Source organism: Burkholderia sp. 22088, assembly GCF_052045915.1.
Taxonomy (GTDB): Bacteria; Pseudomonadota; Gammaproteobacteria; order Burkholderiales; family Burkholderiaceae; genus Burkholderia; species Burkholderia cepacia.
Map to the genome: position 1 here is coordinate 116,922 of NZ_JBQEPY010000001.1, position 25,453 is coordinate 142,374.

Annotated in this window: 18 protein-coding genes and 1 pseudogene; 12 read left to right on the top strand and 7 right to left on the bottom strand. The window is 65.0% G+C overall.

Annotated elements, in window-relative coordinates:
* Positions 1-175 precede the first annotated feature (175 nt).
* The gene (locus ACTJLD_RS00525; protein WP_060172040.1) at positions 176-892 is read right to left on the bottom strand and encodes a YdcF family protein; all 717 of its coding nucleotides are present in this window, start codon (positions 890-892) and stop codon (positions 176-178) included.
* A gap of 157 nt (positions 893-1,049) precedes the next feature.
* Here ACTJLD_RS00525 and ACTJLD_RS00530 point away from each other — a divergent pair, with 157 nt between their 5' ends.
* Positions 1,050-1,367: a hypothetical protein gene (locus ACTJLD_RS00530; protein WP_011351791.1), complete on the top strand. Its 318-nt coding sequence runs from the start codon at positions 1,050-1,052 to the stop codon at positions 1,365-1,367.
* Positions 1,368-1,559: 192 nt separating this feature from the next.
* On the opposite strand, the gene ACTJLD_RS00535 is transcribed toward ACTJLD_RS00530, so the two are convergent.
* Positions 1,560-1,811, bottom strand: a complete 252-nt coding sequence (locus tag ACTJLD_RS00535; protein WP_027787693.1) for a hypothetical protein — start codon at positions 1,809-1,811, stop codon at positions 1,560-1,562.
* Between the two features lie 197 nt (positions 1,812-2,008).
* Positions 2,009-2,404 (bottom strand): annotated as a pseudogene (locus tag ACTJLD_RS00540) (transposase); the annotation flags it as partial.
* 430 nt (positions 2,405-2,834) lie between these two features.
* On the opposite strand from ACTJLD_RS00540, the gene ACTJLD_RS00545 reads away from it, so the two are divergent.
* The 9 genes from ACTJLD_RS00545 (at position 2,835) to truB (ending at position 15,019) form a co-directional block, all read left to right on the top strand.
* The gene (locus tag ACTJLD_RS00545) at positions 2,835-3,737 is read left to right on the top strand and encodes a LysR family transcriptional regulator (protein WP_060172044.1); all 903 of its coding nucleotides are present in this window, start codon (positions 2,835-2,837) and stop codon (positions 3,735-3,737) included.
* Between the two features lie 74 nt (positions 3,738-3,811).
* A complete protein-coding gene (locus ACTJLD_RS00550) occupies positions 3,812-5,014 on the top strand; it encodes a pyridoxal phosphate-dependent aminotransferase (RefSeq protein ID WP_440657634.1) in 1,203 nt (400 codons plus the stop codon).
* Positions 5,015-5,286: 272 nt separating this feature from the next.
* The gene (scpB, locus tag ACTJLD_RS00555; protein ID WP_060196552.1) at positions 5,287-6,318 is read left to right on the top strand and encodes an SMC-Scp complex subunit ScpB; all 1,032 of its coding nucleotides are present in this window, start codon (positions 5,287-5,289) and stop codon (positions 6,316-6,318) included.
* Between the two features lie 60 nt (positions 6,319-6,378).
* Entirely contained in the window at positions 6,379-8,148 is a 1,770-nt protein-coding gene (gene rluB, locus ACTJLD_RS00560; RefSeq protein ID WP_440657635.1) for a 23S rRNA pseudouridine(2605) synthase RluB, read from the top strand.
* Between the two features lie 459 nt (positions 8,149-8,607).
* Positions 8,608-9,066: a ribosome maturation factor RimP gene (rimP, locus tag ACTJLD_RS00565; protein ID WP_014897219.1), complete on the top strand. Its 459-nt coding sequence runs from the start codon at positions 8,608-8,610 to the stop codon at positions 9,064-9,066.
* Positions 9,066-10,541 (top strand): transcription termination factor NusA, encoded by a 1,476-nt coding sequence (gene nusA / locus ACTJLD_RS00570; protein ID WP_006476166.1) that lies wholly within the window; start codon positions 9,066-9,068, stop codon positions 10,539-10,541. The genes rimP and nusA overlap by 1 nt, the downstream gene beginning before the upstream one ends.
* A 91-nt stretch (positions 10,542-10,632) precedes the next feature.
* Entirely contained in the window at positions 10,633-13,560 is a 2,928-nt protein-coding gene (gene infB / locus ACTJLD_RS00575; RefSeq protein WP_027787688.1) for a translation initiation factor IF-2, read from the top strand.
* A 114-nt stretch (positions 13,561-13,674) separates the two neighbouring features.
* On the top strand, positions 13,675-14,073 hold the full coding sequence (gene rbfA, locus ACTJLD_RS00580) for a 30S ribosome-binding factor RbfA (RefSeq protein ID WP_021162402.1): 399 nt from the start codon (positions 13,675-13,677) through the stop codon (positions 14,071-14,073).
* 13 nt (positions 14,074-14,086) lie between these two features.
* Entirely contained in the window at positions 14,087-15,019 is a 933-nt protein-coding gene (gene truB, locus ACTJLD_RS00585) for a tRNA pseudouridine(55) synthase TruB (RefSeq protein WP_059700075.1), read from the top strand.
* Positions 15,020-15,104: 85 nt separating this feature from the next.
* Here the strand turns inward: truB and ACTJLD_RS00590 are convergent, their stop codons facing one another.
* The 4 genes from ACTJLD_RS00590 to ACTJLD_RS00605 all read right to left on the bottom strand — a co-directional run bounded on the left by ACTJLD_RS00590 (position 15,105) and on the right by ACTJLD_RS00605 (position 20,035).
* Positions 15,105-16,664 carry a DHA2 family efflux MFS transporter permease subunit gene (locus ACTJLD_RS00590; RefSeq protein WP_021162400.1) on the bottom strand — a complete coding sequence of 520 codons (1,560 nt, stop codon included), beginning with the start codon at positions 16,662-16,664 and terminating at the stop codon, positions 15,105-15,107.
* Between the two features lie 28 nt (positions 16,665-16,692).
* A complete protein-coding gene (locus tag ACTJLD_RS00595) occupies positions 16,693-17,907 on the bottom strand; it encodes an HlyD family secretion protein (protein WP_060205595.1) in 1,215 nt (404 codons plus the stop codon).
* A 52-nt stretch (positions 17,908-17,959) separates the two neighbouring features.
* Complete coding sequence (locus ACTJLD_RS00600) at positions 17,960-19,456, bottom strand: efflux transporter outer membrane subunit (protein WP_060196546.1); 1,497 nt, start codon at positions 19,454-19,456, stop codon at positions 17,960-17,962.
* Positions 19,457-19,543: 87 nt separating this feature from the next.
* On the bottom strand, positions 19,544-20,035 hold the full coding sequence (locus ACTJLD_RS00605) for a MarR family winged helix-turn-helix transcriptional regulator (protein ID WP_027787684.1): 492 nt from the start codon (positions 20,033-20,035) through the stop codon (positions 19,544-19,546).
* Between the two features lie 326 nt (positions 20,036-20,361).
* On the opposite strand from ACTJLD_RS00605, the gene typA reads away from it, so the two are divergent.
* Positions 20,362-22,188 (top strand): translational GTPase TypA, encoded by a 1,827-nt coding sequence (gene typA / locus ACTJLD_RS00610; protein ID WP_027787683.1) that lies wholly within the window; start codon positions 20,362-20,364, stop codon positions 22,186-22,188.
* Between the two features lie 317 nt (positions 22,189-22,505).
* Positions 22,506-25,370, top strand: coding sequence for a 2-oxoglutarate dehydrogenase E1 component (locus tag ACTJLD_RS00615; RefSeq protein WP_027787682.1), 2,865 nt, complete (start codon positions 22,506-22,508; stop codon positions 25,368-25,370).
* Positions 25,371-25,453 lie beyond the last annotated feature (83 nt).

The window sequence follows — 25,453 nt, forward strand, 5'->3', positions numbered from 1 at the left end:
TGGCGACTGCAATCGAGTGCGTGTCGAGTGTAACAAAAGTGACGGATCAATGTGCATCGGATCGAGGCGGGACGCAAGGCCCCGTTGAAGTCGCGCAACACTTCGCACACTTCGTCACGCGCCTGCCATCGTCGCCGCCGCATTCATTCCCGCTCGGGTTTCCCGCAGCCGTCAGTCAGAACCACCCGAGCCATCGATAGACGTGGAACTGCGCGATGCCGACCAGTTCATGCAGCGCCTGTTCGGCGTTGGCCAGGTTGCGCCAGCGCGGCAGCCAGCCGGTTTGCGCGCGCCGGCGATTCGCATAAACGGGCTGCGGGTCGATCCCGAAGTGGCGGAAATCGAGCAATGCGCGGCGCATCTGATATGACGAAGTGACGAGAATGCGTGCGTCGTCATGCTGTGAGCGTAGTATAGGCGCAGTGAATTTCGCGTTTTCGTAGGTTGTGCGGCTATCTGGTTCCAGGACGAGGTCCGCGGGAGCAATGCCTTCCGCGACGAGCTGGCGTCCGTAGACGGCCGCTTCGGTTTCTCCGTGATGCTGCGGGTCGCCGCCCGACATCACCACGGTGCAATGTGCGGCCTGCTGCCGGCACGCGTGGTAGAGCGCCGCGACCTTGTGGATGCGGGCGGCTCCGTCAGGCGGGGGCTGCAGCCCGGCGTCGGTGCGCCGTGTTCCGGCGCCGATGAGAATCAGTGTGGTCCGCCCATGCATGTCCGGGTGCTCGACAGGTACGACTCCCGCCTCGGTCCACGCGATCAGCGGCGCGGTGAGCCAGCCTGTCGCGAGCAGCCAGAACAGCGCAGCGGCGGCCATCGAGATGATTTGCCGCCGCTTGCGGCAGAGCATGAAACAGATGAAGAGAAGTACAAATGAATCGAACAGAATCAATTTGATTGGGGTATGGTGTCTTTTTATGGACGGCTGACGATCCAGCCCTGACGCGACGCCGAACGTCGGCCTCCAGAATCGGTGGCGGTATCGGTGGGTGGAGACCCCGCCCGGCGCGCCGCTTCGCATTGTCGCTGCACTTTAAGAAAGAATCGAGATGGCCACGTATTCCAACGAAGCGGTGCTCGACGCATTGAGACGAGTGCAGTACCGCCAGGTACCGTGGGCGCGCCGCCCGGGCGTGTTCGAGTATCTCCGTTCGCTTGGGCTGATGGACACGGTCAGGCAGAAAACCGTTGCCCCCGCGCCGGGCTTTCACGCACCGGTCGACATTGCCGTGCTGACCGAAAGCGGCCGAGCCGAGTTCTCGCGCCTCGAGCGCGACGAGAAATTACTTTCCTGGACCGATCGCCGCATGGCCGACTACGCATTGAGCGAAGCGAGTGCCGTGGCGATTCTCGAAAGCCGCCTGTAGCGGCCGATCATTTCTCCGCACGCATCGCCGAGCGGCAGGCGATGCAAAAAAAGCCCGTATCGCGAGGATACGGGCGTACCGGATACTTTTGCTGTTGCCACGCTGTGCTCATGGCAACGTTGTGACTCGCCGCATGCGGCGCAGTTCCCGGCAGCGGGCATTTTCTTTGGTGAAATCCTGAAATTGGCAGGACTACGGATGACGCGGTACGTCCGACGGCTGCGAGCCGATGCGCGCTCGCGCATTACTGGCGATGTCGCCGCGCAGGTCGCCGCGCGGCACGGTCTGCCGGCCGGACGCGTTGGCGGATGGTGGCTGGCGGAGCGTGTTCCGGTGATCCTGCTGGCGATGGGGCGGCTTCGCGCGATCGTCGGCGCGGGCTGGAGCGGACAACGCCAGGGAAATGACAATGCCGCATGCAACGAGCAGTGACATTGGTTTCATGGCGGGGCTCCCCTCAAGCCACGCGGCTTGTTGATATGTCGCTAAGGTAAGCGCGGGAGTGCAGGCTTGCTGTAAATATTGGTAAATAGATGTATCGCGCCACGACAACGGTAATCGACGGCACCGCAGGCGTCGCGAACAGATCGAGTTGCGGAAAGAAACCGGGCGGCCGAAGCCGCCCGATCGAGCATTCGTTACGCCATCTTGACGGGCGCGCGCCAGGATTCCGGATTGGTCCAGAAGGCGCCGCGCAGCCGGTCGCGGCTCGGCGGGGCGGGCGGCTTCGCAGCACTGGCGCCGATGCGCCCGCGCAGGGAGATCTGCCGGCCGCTCGTGCCGAGTCGCTTCACGATTTCGGCGAGCGTGCCGTCTGCCTGCCATTCGTCGAAGCGGCGGCGGCAAGTCGGCGGCGACGGATAGCGGCCCGGCAGCTTCGACCAGCCTTCGCCCGTCGACAGCACCCACAGCACGGCGTTCACCACCGAGCGGGCTTCCACGCGGGGGCGGCCGCGCCGCTCACTCCGTGCGGGTTCCGAGCAAAACAGACCTTCGACCAGCGCCCACTCGTTATCTCTCAAATCGTCGAACAGCATCATGTCCTCACCTCAGCGAAGCTAACTCCGGTGCGCTGCCCTGCGCCGCGCACTCTTCAAGCACTCGATCGTCGAGTGCCGGGTGGGGGCGTCCGGTTGGCCGGCAGCGGCGTTTCTGCTCTTCCGTCCGACGAAACCTGCGCCCTGTGCGCCAGGTGACGCACGAAGCGTGCCATGTCGGAGGTAATTCCCTCGAGAGCCGCTTGGCAGCGAGCTAACGGCTAAGTCAGCTAGGGGCGTATAAGACGCCAAAATAACCCGCCAGCAAATCGGGACAATCACCAATCTTGTGCAGTTCGCCCGCACCGCGTGCGTTCGCGTAGGTATTGCACCGCAGCGAAACATGGGGGCAAGTGCCTGATTCGTACATCGACGCCGGAATCGCGCATTAAAATCGCGCATCGATATCGACGATTGATGAGGTCAGGAAATGAACGTCACGCTGCGCCAGCTCCGCGTCTTCATCGAGGTAGCGCGGCTCAGTAGCTTCAGTCGCGCGGGCGACGAAATCGGGCTCACGCAGTCCGCGGTCAGCCGCTGCGTGCGCGAGCTCGAGGCCGAGCTCGGGTTGAAGCTGATCGACCGCACGACGCGCGACGTGCAGCTGACCGATGTCGGCGCGAACCTGATCGCGAGTGTGTCTCGACTGCTCGACGATCTCGACGACACGCTGCGCGAGATTCGCGAAATCGGCGAGCAGCGCCGGGGTCGCGTGATCGTCGCGGCCAGCCCGACGATCGCATGCCGGCTGATGCCGCGCGTGGTTGCGTCGTGCGAGCGCCAGTTCCCGTTCGTGACGCTGGGCTTGCGCGACGACGTGCAGAGCGATGTGTTGCGCAAGGTGAAGTCGAGCGAGGTCGATTTCGGCGTGGTGATCGGGCCGCTTACGGTTGGCGATCTCGTCTGCGAACCGCTGATGACCGATTCGTTCTGCCTTGTCGCGCGCGCCGACCATCCGCTCGCGGCGCGCACCGAGGTGCCCTGGACGGCGCTGGACGGCGAGCGCCTCGTGCTCCTCGATCATGCGTCGGGAAGCCGGCCGCTGATCGATGCCGCGCTGGCCACCCATCGTGTCAACGCGACGGTCATGCAGGAGCTCGGGCATTCGGCGACCGTGTTCGGCCTCGTCGAGGCCGGCGTCGGTGTGAGTGTGCAGCCGTGGCTGTCGCTGCCGCTGCCGGCCGGCTCGACGCTCGTCGCGCGGCCGCTCACGCCGCGCACCGAACGTACTGTCGAGCTGGTACGCCGCCGCGACAGGTCGTTGTCGCCTGCCGCTCAGGCGATCTGGGAGCTTGTGCGGCAGATGCCGGCGAGGGCGGAGGACCTCGACTGACGCGCACCGACGTGCGTCGGTGCGGCTTGGGGTCGGTACACTACGCGGATCGTGTTCCTCGATGGTGGTGCTCGATGGCGCATTCTGCAGGTTCTCTTTCGGTGTCTGGCGCGCTGGCGGCGCGCGATGTGGTGCACGCGTTGCGTCCGTCGCTGATCCGGGAAGTGGCAAACGCCGGATTCGGCGTGCCGGACATGCTGCCGTTCTGGTTCGGCGAATCCGATCGCGTGACGCCGGACTTCATCCGCGACGCCGCGGCGGCGGCGCTGCGCGACGGCGAAACCTTCTACACGCACAACCTCGGTACCGCGCCGTTGCGCGACGCGATCGCGGCCTACGTCAGCTCTCGTCACGGTGCGACGGCGGCCGACACCGTGGCCGTGACGAGTTCGGGCGTGAGTGCGCTGATGCTGGCCGCGCAACTGCTGGTCGGTCCGGGCGAGCGCGTCGTCGCGGTCACGCCACTGTGGCCGAATCTCGTCGAGATTCCGAAGATTCTTGGGGCGCGGGTCGAATGCGTACCGCTCGGCTACGGCGAGGCAGGCTGGCAGCTCGAGATCGGGCGGCTGCTTGCGGCGCTGACACCCGATACGCGGATGCTGCTGATCAACTCGCCGAACAATCCGACCGGCTGGACGATGTCGCGTGACGACCAGCGGGCCGTACTCGCCCATTGCCGCCGCCACGGCATCTGGCTGGTTGCCGACGAGGTGTACGAGCGGCTCGCGTTCGGCGCGGACTGCGCGCCGTCGTTCCTCGACATCGCGTCGCGCGAAGAGCGGGTCGTTGTCGTGAATTCGTTTTCGAAAGCGTGGGCGATGACGGGCTGGCGCCTGGGATGGCTCATTGCGCCGGCAGCGGTGATGGGCGACCTGTCGAAGCTCGTCGAATACAACACGTCGTGCGCGCCGGGTTTCGTGCAGGCCGCGGGTGAGGTCGCACTGCGCGATGGCGAGCCGTTCGTGCGGTCGTTCGTCGCGGCGCTGCGTGACGCGCGCGATCACCTGGTTGCCGCGCTGCGCACGCTGCCGGGCGTCGAGGTGCCGCCGCCACCGGGCGCGATGTACTTGTTCCTGCGCCTGCCGGGCGCGGCCGACAGTCTGGCGTTCTGCAAGACGCTGGTGCGTGAAGCAGGGCTCGGCCTTGCGCCCGGGCGTGCATTCGGTCCGGAAGGCGAAGGGTTCGTGCGCTGGTGCTACGCATGCGATCCGGCACGACTCGACGCGGGCGTCGAGCGGCTGCGCAGCTTCCTCGCGCGCGGAGCGGCCACCCGCTGAAGCGGGGCCGGAGCGGATTCGGCGCGCTGGCGGCAGCCGGTTCGGCTCATCTTTACGCACCGGGCAATTTTGCGTAATATGGCGCTCAGTCACGCGGTTCCGTCGTTGAGCCGTGCTGTTCCGTCCGGTTTGGGCCTGGCCTGAAGTTGGTTCGCCGCCCCCGGTTCGTGCTCCCATCAATATGACCGATCAGAATCGGGCGAGCGCGTCTTCCGTTCCTTTCGTCTGTTTGTTGATCCGGTTCGTTTGACCACAGGGTCTGGCCTAGCTGCATGAATACCCAAGAGGCGAAGATCGTCCTCGAGACTGCTTTGATCTGCGCGCAGGAACCGCTGAAGCTCGGCGATTTGCGCAAGCTCTTTGCCGACGGCGTGTCGGCTGACACGGTCCGCACGTTGCTCGAAGATCTGAAACAGGATTGGTCCGGCCGCGGCGTCGAACTGGTGGCGCTGGCGACCGGATGGCGCTTCCAGAGCAAGCCGGCGATGCGTCACTATCTGGATCGCCTGCATCCCGAGAAGCCGCCGAAATATTCGCGCGCGGTGCTCGAGACGCTCGCGATCATCGCGTACCGGCAACCCGTCACGCGCGGCGACATCGAAGAGATTCGCGGTGTCACGGTCAATACGCAGGTGGTCAAGCAACTCGAGGATCGCGGCTGGATCGAAGTGATCGGTCATCGTGACGTGCCGGGGCGCCCGGCGCTGTATGCGACGACCAAGCAGTTTCTCGACGACCTCGGCCTGAAGGCGCTCGATGATCTGCCGGCGCTCGAAGAGCCGGCCGCGAACATCGAGGCTGCGCTGCTGGCGCAGCAGGCGATGGATTTCGACGGAGACGTGTCGATTGCCGACGACGCTGCGGGCGACGCCCCGCAGGCGGACGAGGCATCCGCCGGCCAGCCGGCGGGATTGCCGGGCGATTCCGCGGTGGACGTCGTGCCGACGCAGGAAATCGCGAGCCGCGATACGCTCGAAGCTGATCGCGGGCAAGCGGAACAACTGGAACAGGCTGGCGCCGAAGTAGTGCCGGCCGGTGTGCAGCCCGAGCCGCTGCGCGCGGATTGGAGCGAGGAAGATCGCAAGCCGGCCGCCGAAGCGGTTGCCGGAGACGGAACGGAAGCGGCCGGCGACATGCCCGGCGAGGCTGGTCAGGCCGACGCCTCCCGTTCCCGTCCCGCGGACGGCGAGATGCTGGACGACACGTCCGACAGTCTCGCCGATGCCGTACGAAGCGCCAGTGCACCCATCGGTGTCGACGCGCTGCCGGACGACGAAGCAGAACCCGAACAGCGTCGCGCCTGAACGCGGCCAACTTCTTGCCGCGCCCGCGCCGGGCGCGAGACCTGACATTTTGAGGTTGTTTTGACAGATATCCACGATATTGAATCGTCCGCGCCTGCCGTGCAGGCAGCGCGTGCCGACGATGCACCGGAGCAGGGCGCTCCGGCCGAGGGTGGCGACGAGCGTCCCCGCCGCGGTCTGCGGCGAGGCCCGCGCAGCCTGATCGCGCGACGTCGCGCGGCGGCCAAGTCGAAGGGCGCCGAAGGCGAGCCGCAGGGTGGCGAAGACGCTGACGCGCAGCCGGCCGAAGTCGCCGAAGCGCAGCAGCCGGCGCGTGCGCCGCGCAAGGAAGGCGCGGCCAAGGGCGGTCGCAAGCCGGCCGGCAAGCGCGAAAGCGCGGCCAAGGCCCAGGGCGGTCAGGGCGGCCAGGGCCGTCGCGGCGGCGCATCGAAGGCTGAAGGTGGTGCGGCGAAGACGGAAGGCGATGCGTCCCAGGACGAACTGTTCGCCTACGTGACGTCGCCGGCATTCGACGCCGACAATTCCGCGGGCGGTAGCGGCGTGCGTGCGCCGATGCTGCGTCGCGGCCGCAACCAGCCGGCGAACAAGCGCGTGCTGTCGCCGGACGACGACGCGCCGAAGCTGCACAAGGTGCTGGCGGAGGCGGGCATGGGCTCGCGCCGTGAGATGGAAGAGCTGATCGTCGCCGGCCGCGTGTCGGTGAACGGCGAGCCCGCACACATCGGCCAGCGCATCATGCCGACCGACCAGGTGCGGATCAACGGCAAGCCGGTCAAGCGCAAGCTGCCGAACAAACCGCCGCGGGTGCTGCTGTACCACAAGCCGACGGGCGAGATCGTCAGTCACGCGGATCCGGAAGGCCGTCCGTCGGTGTTCGACCGACTGCCGCCGATGAAGACGGCGAAGTGGCTCGCGGTCGGCCGCCTCGACTTCAATACCGAAGGTCTGCTGATGCTGACGACTTCGGGCGACCTCGCAAACCGCTTCATGCATCCGCGCTACAGCGTCGAGCGCGAATACGCGGTGCGCGTCGTCGGCGAACTGGCCGAAGGCATGCGTCAGAAGCTGCTGCATGGTGTCGAGCTCGATGACGGCCCGGCAAACTTCCTGCGCATCCGCGACGGCGGCGGCGAGGGTACGAACCACTGGTATCACGTCGCGCTGGCCGAAGGCCGCAACCGCGAAGTGCGCCGGATGTTCGAGGCGGTCGGCCTGATGGTGAGCCGCCTGATCCGTACGCGTCACGGTCCGATTCCGCTGCCGCGCGGTCTGAAGCGCGGCCGCTGGGAGGAGCTCGACGACACGCAGGTGCGCAAGCTGATGGCGACCGTCGGTCTGAAAGCACCGTCCGAGGAGAAGGGCAAGCGCGGCGGTGCCGGCCAGGCCGAGCGTCGCCAGCCCGATCCGATGCAGACATCGATGGGCTTCATCAGCCGCGAGCCGGTGCTGACGGCTCACGGGCAGCTGGATCAGCCGCGTCGCGGCGGCGGCGGTCGGCGCGGCGGGCCGGGGTTGCCGGGCCTGAGCGGCTACGGCAGCCTGCCGGTTGCGCCGTCGGGTTACGGCAATCGTGCCGGCGGCGGCCGCGATGGCAACCGTGCGGGCGGTGGTCGCGACGGCAATCGAGCGGGTGGCGGCCGTGATGTCGACGGCAACCGTGCGTCGTACGGCGCAGGCCCCAAGCGCGAAGGCGCGGGCGCCAAGCGCGGCGGCGGCAAGGGTGGCGGCAATCGCAATCCGAACGGCAATCGGGCTGACGGCGCCGGCAACGGCGGCGGTCCGCGCGGCGGCGGCCAGCGTCAGCAGCGCAGTCGTACGCGCAGCCGCTAAACACATGTTGGCGCACGGCGGCGCAAAGCCGCCGGCGTGCCGGCCCGATCGGCATCCCGCCGATTTTGCCGGCACGGCGTATTGCGCCGATCGCTTTCGACTGTATATATATTGCGTGCCGCTGCGTCGCAGCCGGCATGACCGATCTCCGGCCTGGCAGGATGGTGCTGGCTGATCGGATAACCCGATTTCGCATTTTTGGGTCGGTAAAGGCGGGCGACACGCTGCTTTTACCGGCTGGCTTGGCGTTTGCGCCAAAAATCGCTATAATCGCGGAGTCGCTGGGCGTACGGATTCAATGTGCGGCTCAGGTGCGACCACCAGTAAGAAGATGGGCGTTCCGCCCATTTTTTTTTGCTGAAACGGTTAGGCATCTCGGGTAGCGCTTCCTGCGCCGGCTAAGGCGCGCGCCCGCGGGTGAATTCGCGAGCGGCGGGCGCGAACACCTGAGAGGACACTGTGCAACTGACGGAACTGATAGAAACCACGGTCACCGGGCTCGGTTACGAGCTGGTGGATCTCGAGCGCACTGGGCGCGGCATGCTTTGCATCTATATCGATCAGCCTGCCGGCATCTCGCTCGAAGATTGCGAAAAGGTCACGCGTCAGCTCCAGCACGTCTTGACGGTCGAAAACATCGATTACGAACGGCTCGAAGTCTCGTCCCCGGGGCTCGACCGCCCGTTGAAGAAGCTGGCCGACTTCGAGCGCTTCGCCGGCAGCGAAGTTTCCGTGACCTTGAAAAAGCCGCTGGACGGGCGCAAGACGTACCGGGGCATTCTGCACGCGCCGAATGGCGAAACGATCGGTTTGGAATTTGAGAGGAAGAAGGGCGAGGCGGCCATGCTGGATTTCACGCTGGCCGATATCGACAAAGCCCGCCTGATTCCGCAAGTTGACTTTAGGAGCCGCAAATAATGAGTCGCGAAGTGTTGATGCTGGTGGATGCGCTGGCGCGCGAGAAAAACGTCGACAAGGATGTGGTGCTGGGCGCCCTCGAGGCCGCGCTCGCATCTGCTTCCAAGAAGCTGTTCGACGAAGGCGCCGAAATCCGCGTCCATATCGATCGCGAAAGCGGCGAGCACGAAACCTTCCGTCGCTGGCTCGTCGTGCCCGACGAGGCAGGCTTGCAGGAGCCGGATCGCGAGATCCTGCTGTTCGAAGCGCGTGAGCAGAAGCCCGACGTCGAAGTCGGCGAGTATGTCGAGGAACCCGTTCCGTCGATCGAGTTCGGTCGCATCGGCGCGCAGGCCGCGAAGCAGGTGATCCTGCAGAAGGTGCGCGACGCCGAGCGCGAGCAGATCCTGAACGATTACCTCGAACGTGGCGAAAAGATCATGACGGGTACGGTGAAGCGCCTCGACAAGGGCAACTTCATCGTCGAATCGGGCCGTGTCGAGGCGCTGCTGCGCCGCGATCAGCTGATCCCGAAGGAAAACCTGCGCGTGGGCGACCGCGTGCGTGCGTACATCGCGAAGGTCGACCGCACCGCGCGCGGCCCGCAGATCGAACTGTCGCGTACGGCGCCCGAGTTCCTGATGAAGCTGTTCGAGATGGAAGTGCCGGAAATCGAGCAGGGCCTGCTCGAGATCAAGGCGGCTGCCCGCGACCCGGGCGTGCGTGCGAAGATCGGCGTCATCGCGTACGACAAGCGGATCGACCCGATCGGCACCTGCGTCGGTATCCGCGGTTCCCGAGTGCAGGCCGTGCGCAACGAGCTCGGTGGCGAAAACATCGACATCGTGCTATGGTCGGAGGATCCCGCCCAGTTCGTGATCGGCGCGCTCGCGCCGGCAGCTGTCCAGTCGATTGTCGTCGATGAAGAAAAGCACTCGATGGACGTCGTCGTCGACGAGAACGAGCTGGCTGTCGCGATCGGCCGCAGCGGTCAGAACGTTCGTCTTGCTGGCGAACTGACCGGCTGGCAGATCAACATCATGACGCCGGACGAATCCGCCCTGAAGCAGGGTGAAGAACGCGACCGGCTGCGTGCGCTGTTCATGGCGCGTCTCGACGTCGACGAAGAAGTTGCCGACATCCTGATCGACGAAGGCTTCACGAGTCTGGAAGAGATCGCGTACGTGCCGCTCAACGAAATGCTCGAAATCGAGGCGTTCGACGAGGACACCGTGCACGAACTGCGCAACCGCGCACGCGACGCGCTGTTGACGATGGCGATCGCGAACGAAGAAAAGGTCGAGAACGCAGCGCTGGATCTCAAGAGCCTCGACGGCATTACGCCGGAGCTGCTCGCGAAGCTGGCCGAACACGGCGTGCAGACGCGCGACGATCTCGCCGAGCTGGCTGTGGATGAACTGGTCGACATGACCGGGATGGAAGAGGATGCCGCTAAGGCGTTGATCATGAAAGCACGTGAACACTGGTTCCAGTGAGAAATGACCATGGCGCACTGATTTGATGGCGGCCGTATGGCCTGACCCGATGCTAACCGCAAGGAATCGGTCCTTGCACTAAGAGGAATGAATGGCGAGTAACAACGTAGCCCAATTTGCCGCGGAACTGAAAATGCCTGCTGGTGTGCTGCTCGAACAGCTGCAGGCAGCGGGCGTCCAGAAAGCGAGTGAAGACGATGCGCTGTCCGAAACGGACAAGGCGCGTCTGCTCGATCATTTGCGCAAGTCGCACGGCGCAACCGACGGCGACAAGCGCAAGATCACGCTGACCCGCAAGCATACGTCGGAGATCAAGCAATCTGACGCGACGGGCAAGGCTCGCACCATTCAGGTCGAGGTCCGCAAGAAGCGTACGTTCGTCAAGCGCGACGACGTGGCCGAAGGTGCGGAACAGGGTCAGGCGCAGGTCGCCGAAGCGGACGACGATGCAGAACTGAAGCGTCGCGAGGAAGAAGCGCGCCGCGAGGCCGAGCTGCTCGAGAAGCAGGCGCAGGAACTGCGCGAGCGTCAGGAGCGCCTCGAGCGCGAGGAAGCGGAGCGTCGGGCCCGCGAGGAAGCGGCCGAAGCCGAGCGCCGTCGCGCCGAGGAAGAAGCGGCGGCGAAGCGTGCCGCGGCCGAAGCTGCGGCGGCACAGCAGCAGGCAGCGGCACAGCAGGCTGCTGCTGCCGAACAGGAAGCGGAGACTCCGCAATCGGCGCAGTCCGCGCAGGACGAGGCGCGCGCAGCCGCCGAACGTGCGGCGCAGCGCGAAGCGGCGAAGAAGGCTGAAGACGCTGCCCGCGAGGCAGCGGACAAGGCGCGTGCCGAGCAGGAAGAGATCAGCAAGCGCCGTGCGGCGGCAGAAGCCGAAGCGCGTGCGATTCGCGAGATGATGAACACGCCGCGCAAGGCCGTCGTCAAGGCAGTCGAGCCGCCGAAGCCGGTCGAGCCGCCGAAGCCGGCCGAAGCGAAGGGCACGCTGCACAAGCCGGCAAAGCCGGAAGGTGCGCAGGCGCGTCCGGCCGTGAAGAAGCCGGCCGGTGCGGCACCAGCAACGACGCAGGCGCCGGCAGGCGCGGGCGACCGCAACAAGAAGCCGGGCGCAGGCAAGGGCGGCTGGCAGGACGACGCGTCGAAGCGTCGCGGCATCAAGACGCGCGGCGATTCGAGCGGCGGCGTCGACCGCGGCTGGCGCGGCGGCCCGAAGGGGCGTGGCCGTCACCAGGACAGTGCATCGTCCTTCCAGGCGCCGACCGAGCCGATCGTCCGTGAAGTACACGTGCCGGAAACCGTGTCGGTTGCCGATCTCGCGCACAAGATGTCGATCAAGGCCTCCGAAGTCATCAAGGTGATGATGAAGATGGGCCAGATGGTCACGATCAACCAGGTGCTGGACCAGGAAACGGCGATGATCGTCGTCGAGGAACTGGGCCACCGCGCGGTTGCCGCGAAGCTGGACGATCCGGAAGCGTTGCTCGTCGAAGGCGAAACCGGTACCGACGCCGAGCAACTGCCGCGTCCGCCGGTCGTCACGGTGATGGGTCACGTCGACCACGGCAAGACCTCGCTGCTCGACCACATCCGCCGCGCGAAGGTTGCCGCAGGCGAAGCGGGCGGCATTACGCAGCACATCGGCGCGTATCACGTCGATACGCCGCGTGGCGTCATCACGTTCCTCGATACGCCGGGTCACGAAGCGTTCACGGCAATGCGTGCACGCGGCGCGAAGGCGACCGACATCGTGGTGCTGGTGGTGGCAGCCGACGACGGCGTGATGCCGCAGACGAAGGAAGCCATTGCCCACGCGAAGGCGGGTGGTGTGCCGATCGTCGTCGCGATCAACAAGATCGACAAGCCGGAAGCGAACCCCGATCGCGTCAAGCAGGAACTGGTCGCGGAAGGCGTCGTGCCGGAAGAATACGGTGGCGATTCGCCGTTCGTGCCGGTGTCGGCAAAGACGGGCGCGGGCATCGACGATCTGCTCGAGAACGTGCTGCTGCAAGCCGAAGTGCTGGAGTTGAAGGCACCGGTCGAAGCGCCGGCCAAGGGTATCGTGATCGAAGCGAAGCTCGACAAGGGCAAGGGCCCGGTCGCGACGATCCTCGTGCAGTCCGGTACGCTGAATCGCGGCGACATCGTGCTGGCGGGTACGGCCTACGGCCGCGTGCGCGCGATGCTCGACGAGAACGGCAAGCCGACCAAGGAAGCCGGCCCGTCGATCCCGGTCGAAATCCAGGGTCTGTCGGAAGTGCCGGGCGCGGGCGAGGAAGTGATCGTGCTGCCGGACGAGCGCAAGGCGCGTGAAATCGCATTGTTCCGTCAGGGCAAGTTCCGCGACGTGAAGCTGGCGAAGCAGCAGGCCGCGAAGCTGGAAAGCATGCTCGAGCAGATGGGCGAAGGCGAAGTGCAGAACCTGCCGCTCATCATCAAGGCGGACGTGCAGGGCTCGCAGGAAGCGCTCGTGCAGTCGCTGCTCAAGCTGTCGACCGACGAAGTGCGCGTGCAGATCGTGCACAGCGCGGTGGGTGGCATCAGCGAAAACGACGTCAACCTCGCAACGGCATCGAAGGCTGTCATCATCGGCTTCAACACGCGTGCGGATGCACAGGCGCGCAAGCTGGCCGAAGCGAACGGCATCGACATCCGCTACTACAACATCATCTATGACGCAGTGGATGAGGTGAAGGCGGCAATGTCGGGCATGCTGGCGCCGGAGAAGCGCGAAGTCGTCACCGGCATGGTCGAGGTGCGCCAGGTGTTCAAGGTGCCGAAGGTCGGCACGGTCGCCGGCTGTATGGTCACGGACGGTATCGTCAAGCGCTCGTCGTCGGTTCGCGTGCTGCGCAACAACGTCGTGATCTTCACGGGTGAACTCGAATCGCTGAAGCGCTTCAAGGACGACGTGAAGGAAGTGAAGCAAGGCTTCGAGTGCGGTATGTCGGTGAAGAACTTCAACGACGTCATCGAAGGCGACCAGTTCGAAGTCTTCGAAGTGACCGAAGTCGCGCGTACGCTGTAATCCTCGCGCATCGGCTCATGGGCGGGGCAGGCTTGGGCCTGTCCCGCCCATTTTCATGGTGGCGCGCCAACACTGGCCGCCGCTTCATCCTGATAAACGGATCACGGATCGATCATGTCCAGGAAACGTACTTCCCCCAATCGCAACGTGCAGATCGCTGACCAGATTCAGCGCGATCTGTCCGAACTCATCATGCGCGAGGTCAAAGACCCGCGCATCGGCATCGTGACCATCCAGAGCGTCGAACTCACGCCGGATTATGCGCACGCGAAGGTCTACTTCACCGCGTTGACCGGCGATCCGGCCAAGACGCAGGAAGCGCTGAACCACGCGTCGGGTCACTTGCACAACCTGTTGTTCAAGCGCCTGCACATCCATACGGTGCCGACGCTGCATTTCCACTACGACCAGACGATCGAGAAGGCCGTGGAAATGTCGCGCCTGATCAAGGAAGCGAACTCGACGCGCGCGAAGGACGACGACGAGGCCGACGCGGCTACCAAGGACGACTGAGCTCGACCGGCCTATGACGACTGCAGCATCCCAACGTCCGCGCGTGCCCCGGCGCGTGCTGGACGGCGTCCTCCTGCTCGACAAGCCGGTCGGCCTTTCGAGCAACGATGCACTGATTCGCGCGAAGCGCCTGCTGCTCGCGAAAAAAGCCGGTCACACCGGTACGCTCGATCCCCTGGCTTCGGGTTTGCTGCCGCTGTGTTTCGGCGAGGCGACGAAGTTCTCGCAGGATCTGCTCGAAGCGGACAAGACCTACGAAGCGACGATGCGTCTCGGCCAGCGTACGGCTACCGGCGACGCGGAAGGCGAGGTGATCGACACGCGCCCCGTCGAATGCGACCGTGCGGCGGTGGAAGCCGCGCTGGTGCGCTTCACCGGCGAGATCGTGCAGGTGCCGCCGATGTATTCGGCGCTCAAGCGCGATGGCAAACCGCTGTATGAATATGCGCGCGCGGGGCAAACCGTCGAGCGCGAGGGCCGCAACGTGACGATCCTCGCCCTCGACCTGCTCGCGTGCGACCTGCCTGACGTGACGTTTCGCGTGACCTGCAGCAAGGGCACTTATGTGCGCACGCTGGCAGAGGATATCGGCGAGGCGCTCGGTTGCGGTGCGCATCTGACGATGCTGCGGCGCACGGGCGTCGGCGCGCTGACGCTCGAGCATGCGGTAACGCTCGATGCGCTGTCCGATGCCGACGAAGCGGCACGTGATGCGTGGCTCCAGCCGGTCGATGCGTTGCTGTCGACGTTTCCGCTGGTTCGTCTCGATGAAACCAGCGCGAAGCGGTTCCTGCACGGGCAGCGTTTGCCGCTGTCGTCGCTCGACCCGATCGACGCGACCGAAGGCGGGCGTGTGCGCGTCTACGACGCGACTCGCCTGCTCGGCGTGGCCCGCAAGGCAAACGGCGTATTGGCGCCGGAGCGGCTCGTCGTCACGGCAGCCTGACGCAGCCGCGCGAACGCGCATCCGTCGGAATGAAAAAGCCCCGCTTCACGAAGCGGGGCTTTTTGTTTGCGTCCAGGCAGCGTATTCAGTGTGCAGCCGATGCCGCGGCACCTGCATCGCCACCGCCCGAGCGCTCGGGTTTCGTGATCCAGATCAGCCCGATCAGCAGCACGAAGATCGCCGCCGAGATGTAGAACAGGTCGTTCACGCCGAGCTGCGCGGCCTGCTGCGTGGCCAGGTTGTTGATCAGCCCGTGTGCCTGGTCCCGCGTCAGCCCGAGGTTGCCCATCTGCGTGACGGCCTGGTTGAACGTCGGGTTGTAGACGTTCGCCTGCTCGACCAGTTGCGCGTGATGGAAGTTGTTGCGATGGTCCCAGGCCGTCTGGAAGATCGACGTGCCGATGCCGCCGCACATGATCCGCACGAAGTTGGACAGGCCCGATGCCGCGGGAATGCGGTGGCCGGGCAGGCCCGATAGCGTGATCGATACCAGCGGGATGAAGAAGCCGGCCATCGCGATGCCCTGTACGAGCGTCGGCAGCGTCAGCGACCATTCGTCGACCCCCGTCGTGTAGCGCGACCGCATCCAGAAGCACAGCGCAAACGTCAGGAACGACGCCGTCGAGATAAAGCGCGGATCGGTGCGCGGCAGGTACTTCCCGGTGAGTGGCGACAGCAGGATCGCGAACAGCCCGACCGGCGCCATCACGAGACCGGCGTCGGTCGCCGTGTAGCCGATCTGCGTCTGCAGCCACAGCGGCAACAGCACGAGGTTACCGAAGTACAGGCCGTACCCGATCGACAGCGCGACGGTGCCGCCGGTGAAGTTCCGCATGCGGAACAGCGACAGGTCGACGACCGGGTGCTCGGCAGTCAGTTCCCAGATGACGAAGAACGCGAACGCGATGACTGCGGTCAGCGCGAGCACGATGATGGTCGTCGACGCGAACCAGTCGAGATCCTTGCCCTTGTCGAGCATGATCTGCAGCGAGCCGACCCAGACGACCAGCAGCGCGAGGCCCACGCCGTCGATCGGGGCGCGGCGCACGGCCGATTCCCGATTGCGGTAGATCGCCCACGTCGCGGCGGCGGCGGCGATGCCGACCGGGATGTTGACGTAGAAGATCCACGGCCACGAGTAGTTGTCCGAGATCCAGCCGCCGAGGATCGGGCCGGCAACGGGCGCGATCAGCGTCGTCATCGCCCATAGCGCGAGCGCCATCGGCGCCTTGGCGCGCGGATAACTCGACAGCAGGAGCGCTTGCGACAGCGGAATCATCGGGCCTGCCACCGCGCCTTGCAGCACGCGCGACGCAAGCAGGAACGGCAGGTTGGGCGAGAGCCCGCACATCCACGACGAAATCACGAACAGGATGATCGACGCGAGGAACAGGCGAACCTGCCCGAAGCGGTCGGTCAGCCAGCCGGTCAGCGGCACGGAGATCGCGTTCGCGACTGCGAACGACGTGATGACCCACGTGCCCTGGTCGGACGACACGCCGAGGTCGCCCGAGATGGTCGGGATCGCGACGTTCGCGATGGACGTGTCGAGCACGTTCATGAACACCGCGAGCGATACCGCGATCGTCCCGATCACGAGCTGCCCGCCCTGCAAGGGCGGGTGAGAGACAGGTGCCTGTGCCATGTCGGTTGTCTTTCCGGAGTCGGAGCGGTTACATCATCTTCGCGACGGCATTCGACTTCGCCGCAGCCGGCGCCGGTGCGTTGCCGCCGGCATTCTCGGCGATGATGCGGGCGATTTCGGCGTCGGCTTCGTCGCCGTACTTCGCGAACACATTGGTCTCGTAGACGGTGTTCGGTGCGTTCACGAGCTGGTCGCCGCGTTCGTCCTTGATGTCCACGTCGACCTGCATCGACAGGCCGATGCGCAGCGGGTGCTTGGCGAGATCCTTCGGATCGAGTTCGATCCGCACCGGCAGGCGCTGCACGACCTTGATCCAGTTACCCGTCGCGTTCTGCGCCGGCAGCAGCGAGAACGCCGAGCCCGTACCTGCCGAGAAGCCGACCACCTTGCCGTGATAGACCGCCGACGAGCCGTAGATGTCGGCCGTCAGTTCGACCGGCTGGCCGATGCGCATGTGCTTGAGCTGGACTTCCTTGAAGTTCGCATCGACCCACACTGCGTTCAGCGGCACCACCGACATCAGCGGCGTGCCCGGCGACACGCGCTGGCCGACCTGCACCGAGCGCTTCGCGACATAGCCGGTGACCGGTGCGGGCAGCACGTTACGCGCGTTCGCCAGGTACGCGTCGCGAACCTTCGCGGCTGCGGCCATCACGTTCGGATGCGATGCGATCGTCGTGTTTGCGGTCAGCGCGCGGTTCGACGCGAGTTGTTGCTGCGAGGCGTCGAGCGATGCCTGGGCGGCGCGCACGGCGTCGCGTGCGTGCGAGATTTCTTCCTGCGACACGGCGCCCGTCTGCGCGACGGCCACGCGGCGACGGAGGTCGTCCTCGGCCTTCGACAGGTCGGACTGGCGCAGTGCGACTTGCGCGCGATACTGGTCGTCGTTGACGAACAGGCCGCGCACCTGGCGCACCGTCTGCGCGAGATTGGCTTCGGCCTGCTGCAGCGCGACCTGCGAGTCGGCCGGGTCGAGCACGACGAGGGGATCGCCGGCCTTCACCGTCTGCGTGTCGTCGGCCTTCACCGCGATCACGGTGCCGGTGACCTGAGGCGTGATCTGCACGACGTTGCCGTTCACGTACGCGTCGTCGGTCCCTTCATGGAAGCGGGCGACGAGGAAGTAGTACAGGCCATACGCGATGGCCGCGATCACGATGACCGCGACGAGCAGCGTCATCATCCGTTTGCGCTTGCCGTTGTTCTGCGGCTGCGCGCTGGCGGCGTTTTGTTGGTCGCTCATGGCGATTTTCTCCGTCCGTTATTTCGAGTGTCTGCGTAGTGGTGGCGCCGGATCAGTTGGCGGCCTGTTTTGTCGGCTTGTCGGCATCGGGCGCGGCAAGCGGCGTGCCGGTCGCGTCGAATCCGCCGCCGAGCGCCTTGATCAGTGCAAGCTGCATGTCGCGCCGGCGCATCTTCAGGTTGGTCACCGTCTGCTCCGATGCGAGGCGGTTGCTGTCCGCGGTCAGCACCTGCAGCTGCGGCGACAGGCCGGCCTTGTAGCGGATGACCGCGAGGTCGTATGCGCGCGTCGATGCGTCGAGGGCGCGTTGCGCATCGCCCATCTGGCGATCGACTGCGCGGATCGACGCGACCTGCGTCGCGACGTCGTTCAGCGCGCTGATCAGCGTCTGGTTGTAGTTCGCCACCGACAGGTCGAAGTCCGCGTAGCGGCCCTTGAGCTGCGCGCGCAGCGCGCCGGCGTCGAAAATCGGCAGGTGGATCGCCGGGCCGAATTGCGCCTGGCGGCTCGCAAAGTTCAGGAATTTGCCCCAGCCGAACGCATCGAAGCCGAAACCGGCAGCAAGGTTCACGTCGGGGTAGAACTCGGCCTTCGCTTCCTTCACGTCGTGCATCGCGGCTTCGACCTGCCAGCGCGCGGCGACGATGTCGGGGCGGCGCGAGACGAGATCGGCCGGCAGGTTGCCGGGCAGTGCGACATCGCCGCTCGGGTTCATCACGGGCGCCGCGATCTGCAGCCCGCGATCCGGGCCCTTGCCGAGCAGTGCCGCGAGCTGGTAGCGCACCGTCGTGATCTGCCCATCGAGATCGGACAGCGAAGCCTGGGTCGTCGCGATATTGCCGCGGGCCGTCTGGCGTTCGACGTTGGTGTCGAGGCCGGCCGACACGCGACCGTCGGTGATCTTGCCGACCGTCTCGCGGTTGGTGATCTCGCGTTGGGCGATATCGCGCAGCGCATAGAGCTGCGCGAGCGAGTTGTAGGTGCGTGCGACCGACGACGCGAGCGTGATGCGTGCCTGCTGCATGTCGGCTTCGGCCGCCTTTTCCTGCGACACGGCGGTGTGCAGGCGCTCGCGGTTCTTGCCCCACAGGTCGAGTTCCCACGACGCGCTCGCGAGCGCGTTGTTCTCGCTGTACCACTGGCCGCCGTACGGCGGCGGGAACAGCGCGTTCGACGAATACAGCTCACGCGTCCACGAATAGCTGGCTTCCGCCTTGGGCATCAGGTTCGAACGCGACGATTCGATGTACGACGACGCCTTTGCGATGCGCGCCTGTGCCTGAGCGATCGACGGATTGCCCTGCAGGGCTTCGTCGATCAGCTTCGGCAACTGCGGATCGCCGAACTGGCTGGCCCAGTCGAGCGCCGGCCACTGGCCGCCCTGGGCCGGCAGGCTCTGGGCGGATTCGAATTGCGACGCGGGGGCGATCTGCTTGTCGCTCTTGATGCCGATGTAGTTCGCGCAGCCCGCCAGCGCCAGTGCGGCGACCGCGACGGCGACGGCGGTGCGGCACGACCCGGCGCGCACGGACAACGGGGAGGATTTCATCGCGCTGATCCCTGACTCGGAATGAATGATGGACACTGCAAGGATTTCCTTACATTAATCTGTCAAAAGTAATTGTTATGGCAACTATTACGTGATGCTGCCGCCGGCGGTCTCGCAATAGTTGCTGAGAATGCGGCGCAGCATGCTCTTCAGGAACCCGACTTCTTCCGGCGTGAACCCATCCAGCACCTGGTCGAGCACGCTGCGGAAAATCGGCGGCAGCCGTTCGGCGAGCGCACGGCCTTCGTCGGTCAGCTCGAGGCGCACGACACGTCGATCCTCGATGCTGCGGACACGGGACAGCAGGCCGCGCTTCTCGACCCGGTCGAGCAGGCGCGTGACTGCGCTCGCGTCGATCCCGTACTCGCGGGCAAGCTCGGCGGCCGTCGAGCACTTGCCGACCGCGATCATGAACAGCATGCTCGCCTGCGTGCCCGTGATGCCGAGCTCTTCCTGCGTGCGTTGCGTGACGAGGTTGGTCATCACCGACTTCACGCGCGACATCAGATAACCGACGCTGTCGTTCATCTGGTACGAGGACAGCGGTGAAACGGGGGATGGGGTAGAAGAATCCGACATAAAACCCTGAAGCTGCAATAGTTGACTAGGCAGCAGTATAGGCACAGTTGCTTGCCGCGGCAAATGTTAATCGAACGGCAAGGGGCGCGCTTTGCGTCTCAAAAATCCCTCATATCAATAAGGTTTTTGTGCCCGACGGCGACACGGGCTTCGACGGATTGGCGCGTTCGAGAGGAGGGTGCGCCTGCCTGCCTGCTGCGTTGCAACGTGCCCGTCGGTTACCGACATTCTCACGTGCTATAATTTGCGGCTTTCCAAGCTGCAATGCGCGCGCCCGTGAAAAACGAGCGGGCGCTTTTGCGCGTTCAAACGATTTCCAGGTTTCTATGACCCGCGCCCTTCGCAATATCGCCATCATCGCCCACGTCGACCACGGCAAGACCACGCTCGTCGACCAACTGCTCCGCCAGTCCGGCACCTTCCGCGAGAACCAGCAGGTTGCGGAGCGGGTGATGGACTCGAACGACATCGAAAAAGAGCGCGGGATCACGATTCTCGCGAAGAACTGCGCGGTCGAGTACGAAGGCACGCACATCAACATCGTCGACACGCCGGGGCACGCGGACTTCGGCGGCGAGGTGGAGCGTGTGCTGTCGATGGTCGACTCGGTGCTGCTGCTCGTCGACGCGGTCGAGGGCCCGATGCCGCAGACGCGCTTCGTCACGAAGAAGGCGCTGGCGCTCGGCCTGAAGCCGATCGTCATCGTCAACAAGATCGACCGTCCGGGTGCGCGGATCGACTGGGTCATCAATCAGACCTTCGACCTGTTCGACAAGCTCGGCGCAACCGAAGAGCAGCTCGATTTTCCGATCGTCTACGCATCGGGCCTGAACGGCTATGCGTCGCTCGACCCGGCCGCGCGCGAAGGCGACATGCGCCCGCTGTTCGAGGCAGTCCTCGAGCACGTGCCGGTCCGTCCGGCGGATCCGGACGCGCCGCTGCAACTGCAGATCACGTCGCTCGACTATTCGACGTACGTCGGCCGGATCGGCGTCGGCCGCATCACGCGCGGTCGCATCAAGCCGGGCCAGCCGGTCGCGATGCGCTTCGGCCCGGAAGGCGAAGTGCTGAACCGCAAGATCAACCAGGTGCTGTCGTTCACGGGCCTCGAGCGCGTGCAGGTCGAATCCGCCGAAGCGGGCGACATCGTGCTGATCAACGGTATTGAAGACGTCGGCATCGGCGCGACGATCTGTGCGGTCGATACGCCGGAAGCGCTGCCGATGATCACCGTCGACGAGCCGACGCTGACGATGAACTTCCTCGTCAATTCGTCGCCGCTCGCTGGCCGCGAAGGCAAGTTCGTCACGAGCCGCCAGATCCGCGACCGCCTGATGAAGGAACTGAACCACAACGTCGCGCTGCGCGTGAAGGACACCGGCGACGAAACGGTGTTCGAAGTGTCGGGCCGCGGCGAACTGCACCTGACGATTCTCGTCGAGAACATGCGCCGTGAAGGCTATGAGCTGGCCGTGTCGCGTCCGCGCGTCGTGATGCAGGAAATCGACGGCGTGCGTCACGAGCCGTACGAACTGCTGACCGTCGACGTCGAGGACGAGCACCAGGGTGGCGTGATGGAAGAGCTCGGTCGCCGCAAGGGCGAGATGCTCGACATGGCGTCGGACGGCCGTGGCCGCACGCGTCTGGAGTACAAGATCTCGGCGCGTGGCCTGATCGGCTTCCAGAGCGAATTCCTGACGCTCACGCGCGGCACGGGCCTGATGAGCCACATCTTCGACTCGTACGCACCGGTCAAGGATGGTTCGGTCTTCGAGCGCCGCAACGGCGTGTTGATCTCGCAGGACGACGGTGCTGCCGTGGCCTACGCACTGTGGAAGCTGCAGGATCGCGGCCGCATGTTCGTGAAGCCGGGCGATGCGCTCTATGAGGGCATGATCATCGGCATCCACAGCCGTGACAACGACCTCGTCGTGAACCCGATCAAGGGCAAGCAGCTGACCAACGTGCGCGCGTCGGGCACCGACGAAGCCGTGCGCCTGGTGCCGCCGGTCCAGATGTCGCTCGAGTACGCGGTCGAATTCATCGACGACGACGAGCTCGTCGAAGTGACGCCGCAGTCGATCCGCCTGCGCAAGCGCTTCCTGAAGGAGCACGAGCGTCGCCGCGCGAGCCGCGAAGGCGCGGTCGACTAAGCATCGATCGTTCCCGTGCGGGACGAGAAAGGCCGCCTTCGGGTGGCCTTTTTTGCATCTGCCTGATGTGCAATCGGGGGCGCTGCAAAACACTGTTCCCGCGGGTTGTGGCAATCCGGCAAAACCCCGTCGCGCGGTGCTTTCAGGCACATTTCGCCGTGAACTCCGGTATCGGTTCTGTGATATGCTGCGCGCACGCAAGTTTTAGGTCCTTCCAAGCAAGACTTGATTCGCAATCCGCTAAACGGTCAGGCCGTGTCGCGGAAGGTTGAGTAACCCGCTATTTCTCGAGAAGCTCGAAGAAAGGTGAGCGTAAAATGTCAGATGTAATGAAGCAGTTTCAGCTGAACTCCTATCTGTTCGGCGGCAATGCTTCGTACGTTGAAGAACTGTACGATGCATACCTCAACAATCCGGCATCGGTGCCGGAGAACTGGCGAGAGTATTTCGACGCGCTGCAGAACGTGCCTGCAACGGACGGCTCGAATGCCAATGACGTCGCTCATTTCCCGATCGTCGAATCGTTCGCCGAGCGTGCGAAGGCCAATGCCTTCATCCCGCGCGAAAGCAGCACCAACCTTGCTGCAGCGCGCAAGCAAGTGCACGTGCAGTCCCTCATCAGCGCTTATCGCTTCCTTGGCTCGCAATGGGCCAATCTCGATCCCCTGAAGCGTCGCGAACGTCCCGCCATTCCCGAACTCGAACCCGCGTTCTACGACTTCTCCGAAGGCGACCTCGACCAGACGTACAGCGCAAGCAACCTGTATTTCGGTTTCGACCAGGCTTCGTTGCGCGACATCGTCAAGGGCCTGCGTGACACGTACTGCGGCACGATCGGCGCCGAGTACATGTACATCAGCGACCCGGAACAGAAGCGCTGGTGGCAGGAGCGTCTGGAATCGACCCGTGCGACGCCGAACTTCTCGGCAGACGAGAAGAAGCACATCCTGAATCGCCTGACGGCCGCCGAAGGCCTCGAGCGTTACCTGCATACCAAATACGTCGGCCAGAAGCGCTTCTCGCTCGAAGGCGGCGAAAGCTTCATCGCGGCGATGGACGAAGTCGTCCAGCACGCGGGCAAGCGCGGCGTGCAGGAAATCATCATCGGCATGGCGCACCGCGGCCGTCTGAACGTGCTGGTCAACACGCTGGGCAAGATGCCGGCCGACCTGTTCGCCGAATTCGAAGGCAAGCACGTCGACGACCTGCCGGCAGGTGACGTGAAGTACCACAAGGGCTTCTCGTCGGACGTGTCGACGGAAGGCGGCCCGGTCCACCTGTCGCTCGCGTTCAACCCGTCGCACCTCGAAATCGTGAACCCGGTGGTCGAAGGTTCCGCGAAGGCGCGGATGGACCGTCGCGGCGACGAAGACGGCCTGCAGGTGCTGCCGGTGCAGATCCACGGCGACGCGGCCTTCGCTGGCCAGGGCGTCGTGATGGAAACGCTGAACCTCGCGCAGACGCGCGGTTACGGCACGCACGGCACGCTGCACATCGTCATCAACAACCAGATCGGCTTCACGACGTCCGACCCGCGCGACGCGCGCTCGACGCTGTACTGTACCGACGTCGTCAAGATGATCGAGGCGCCGGTGCTGCACGTGAACGGCGACGATCCGGAAGCCGTGATCCTCGCGACGCAGATCGCGATCGACTACCGGATGCAGTTCCACAAGGATGTCGTGATCGACATCGTCTGCTTCCGCAAGCTGGGTCACAACGAGCAGGACACGCCGGCGGTCACGCAGCCGCTGATGTACAAGAAGATCGCACAGCACCCGGGCACCCGTGCGCTGTACGCCGAGAAGCTCGTGCAGCAGGGCGTGATCACCGCGGAAGACGCCGACAACTATGTGAAGGCGTACCGCAAGGCGATGGACGACGGTCACCACACGGTCGATCCGGTCCTGTCGAACTACAAGAGCAAGTACGCGGTCGACTGGGTTCCGTTCCTGAACCGCAAGTGGACGGATGCAGCCGACACGGCCGTGCCGCTCGCCGAACTGAAGCGCCTGGGCGAACGCATCACGACGGTCCCGGAAAACTTCAAGGTTCACCCGCTCGTCGAGCGCGTGATCAACGACCGCCGCAACATGGCGCGTGGCGACCAGCCGCTCGACTGGGGCATGGGTGAACACCTCGCGTTCGCGTCGCTCGTCGCATCGGGCTACTCGGTGCGCCTGACGGGCCAGGACTCGGGCCGCGGCACGTTCACGCACCGTCACGCGGTGCTGCACGACCAGAACCGCGAGCGCTGGAACGACGGCACGTACGTGCCGCTGCAGAACATCGCCGACGGTCAGGCGAAGTTCACGGTGATCGACTCGGTGCTGTCGGAAGAAGCGGTGCTGGGCTTCGAATACGGTTACTCGACCGCCGAGCCGAACACGCTCGTGCTGTGGGAAGCCCAGTTCGGCGACTTCGTCAACGGCGCGCAGGTCGTGATCGACCAGTTCATCTCGTCGGGTGAAGTGAAGTGGGGTCGCGTGTCGGGTCTGACGATGCTGCTGCCGCACGGCTACGAAGGCCAGGGTCCGGAACACTCGTCGACGCGTATCGAGCGTTTCCTGCAGCTGTGTGCCGATCACAACATGCAGGTCGTTCAACCGACGACGCCGGCGCAGATTTTCCACCTGCTGCGTCGCCAGATGATCCGCCTGTTCCGCAAGCCGCTGATCGTCGCAACGCCGAAGTCGCTGCTGCGCCACAAGGAAGCCGTGTCGGACCTGTCGGAGCTCGCGAAGGGTTCGTTCCAGCCGGTGCTGGGCGAAACCGACGGCGGTATCGACGCGAAGAAGGTCAAGCGCGTGCTGGCATGCTCGGGCCGCGTGTATTACGACCTCGTCGCACATCGCCGCGAAGCGAAGGCGAACGACGTCGCGATCATCCGTATCGAGCAGCTGTATCCGTTCGCGCACAAGCAGTTCGAAGCCGAAATGAAGAAGTACGAGAACGCGACTGAAGTGGTCTGGGTGCAGGACGAGCCGCAGAACCAGGGCCCCTGGTTCTACGTCGAGCACCACCTGAAGGAAGGCATGAAGGAAGGGCAGAAGCTGGCATACAGCGGCCGTCCGGCTTCGGCCTCGCCGGCGGTTGGCTACTACGCGAAGCACTACGAGCAGCAGAAGGCCCTCATCGAAGGTGCTTTCGGCCGCCTGAAGAGCGCATCGATCGCGAAATAACCGACGGAAGCGAAACGGGAAGGCGCAGCGCGCTTTCCCGTCTCCTTTGGCCCGCCGGGCGCGCTGCGCGCCGCACCGGCCGA

Excerpts from the sequence above, each read along its gene's own strand:
- ACTJLD_RS00530 (WP_011351791.1), top strand. The coding sequence starts at position 1,050 with ATGGCCACGTATTCCAACGAAGCGGTGCTCGACGCATTGAGACGAGTG.
- ACTJLD_RS00535 (WP_027787693.1), bottom strand. The coding sequence starts at position 1,811 with ATGAAACCAATGTCACTGCTCGTTGCATGCGGCATTGTCATTTCCCTG.
- ACTJLD_RS00545 (WP_060172044.1), top strand. The coding sequence starts at position 2,835 with ATGAACGTCACGCTGCGCCAGCTCCGCGTCTTCATCGAGGTAGCGCGG.
- ACTJLD_RS00550 (WP_440657634.1), top strand. The coding sequence starts at position 3,812 with ATGGCGCATTCTGCAGGTTCTCTTTCGGTGTCTGGCGCGCTGGCGGCG.
- scpB (WP_060196552.1), top strand. The coding sequence starts at position 5,287 with ATGAATACCCAAGAGGCGAAGATCGTCCTCGAGACTGCTTTGATCTGC.
- nusA (WP_006476166.1), top strand. The coding sequence starts at position 9,066 with ATGAGTCGCGAAGTGTTGATGCTGGTGGATGCGCTGGCGCGCGAGAAA.
- infB (WP_027787688.1), top strand. The coding sequence starts at position 10,633 with ATGGCGAGTAACAACGTAGCCCAATTTGCCGCGGAACTGAAAATGCCT.
- rbfA (WP_021162402.1), top strand. The coding sequence starts at position 13,675 with ATGTCCAGGAAACGTACTTCCCCCAATCGCAACGTGCAGATCGCTGAC.
- truB (WP_059700075.1), top strand. The coding sequence starts at position 14,087 with ATGACGACTGCAGCATCCCAACGTCCGCGCGTGCCCCGGCGCGTGCTG.
- ACTJLD_RS00590 (WP_021162400.1), bottom strand. The coding sequence starts at position 16,664 with ATGGCACAGGCACCTGTCTCTCACCCGCCCTTGCAGGGCGGGCAGCTC.
- ACTJLD_RS00595 (WP_060205595.1), bottom strand. The coding sequence starts at position 17,907 with ATGAGCGACCAACAAAACGCCGCCAGCGCGCAGCCGCAGAACAACGGC.
- ACTJLD_RS00600 (WP_060196546.1), bottom strand. The coding sequence starts at position 19,456 with ATGAAATCCTCCCCGTTGTCCGTGCGCGCCGGGTCGTGCCGCACCGCC.
- ACTJLD_RS00605 (WP_027787684.1), bottom strand. The coding sequence starts at position 20,035 with ATGTCGGATTCTTCTACCCCATCCCCCGTTTCACCGCTGTCCTCGTAC.
- typA (WP_027787683.1), top strand. The coding sequence starts at position 20,362 with ATGACCCGCGCCCTTCGCAATATCGCCATCATCGCCCACGTCGACCAC.
- ACTJLD_RS00615 (WP_027787682.1), top strand. The coding sequence starts at position 22,506 with ATGTCAGATGTAATGAAGCAGTTTCAGCTGAACTCCTATCTGTTCGGC.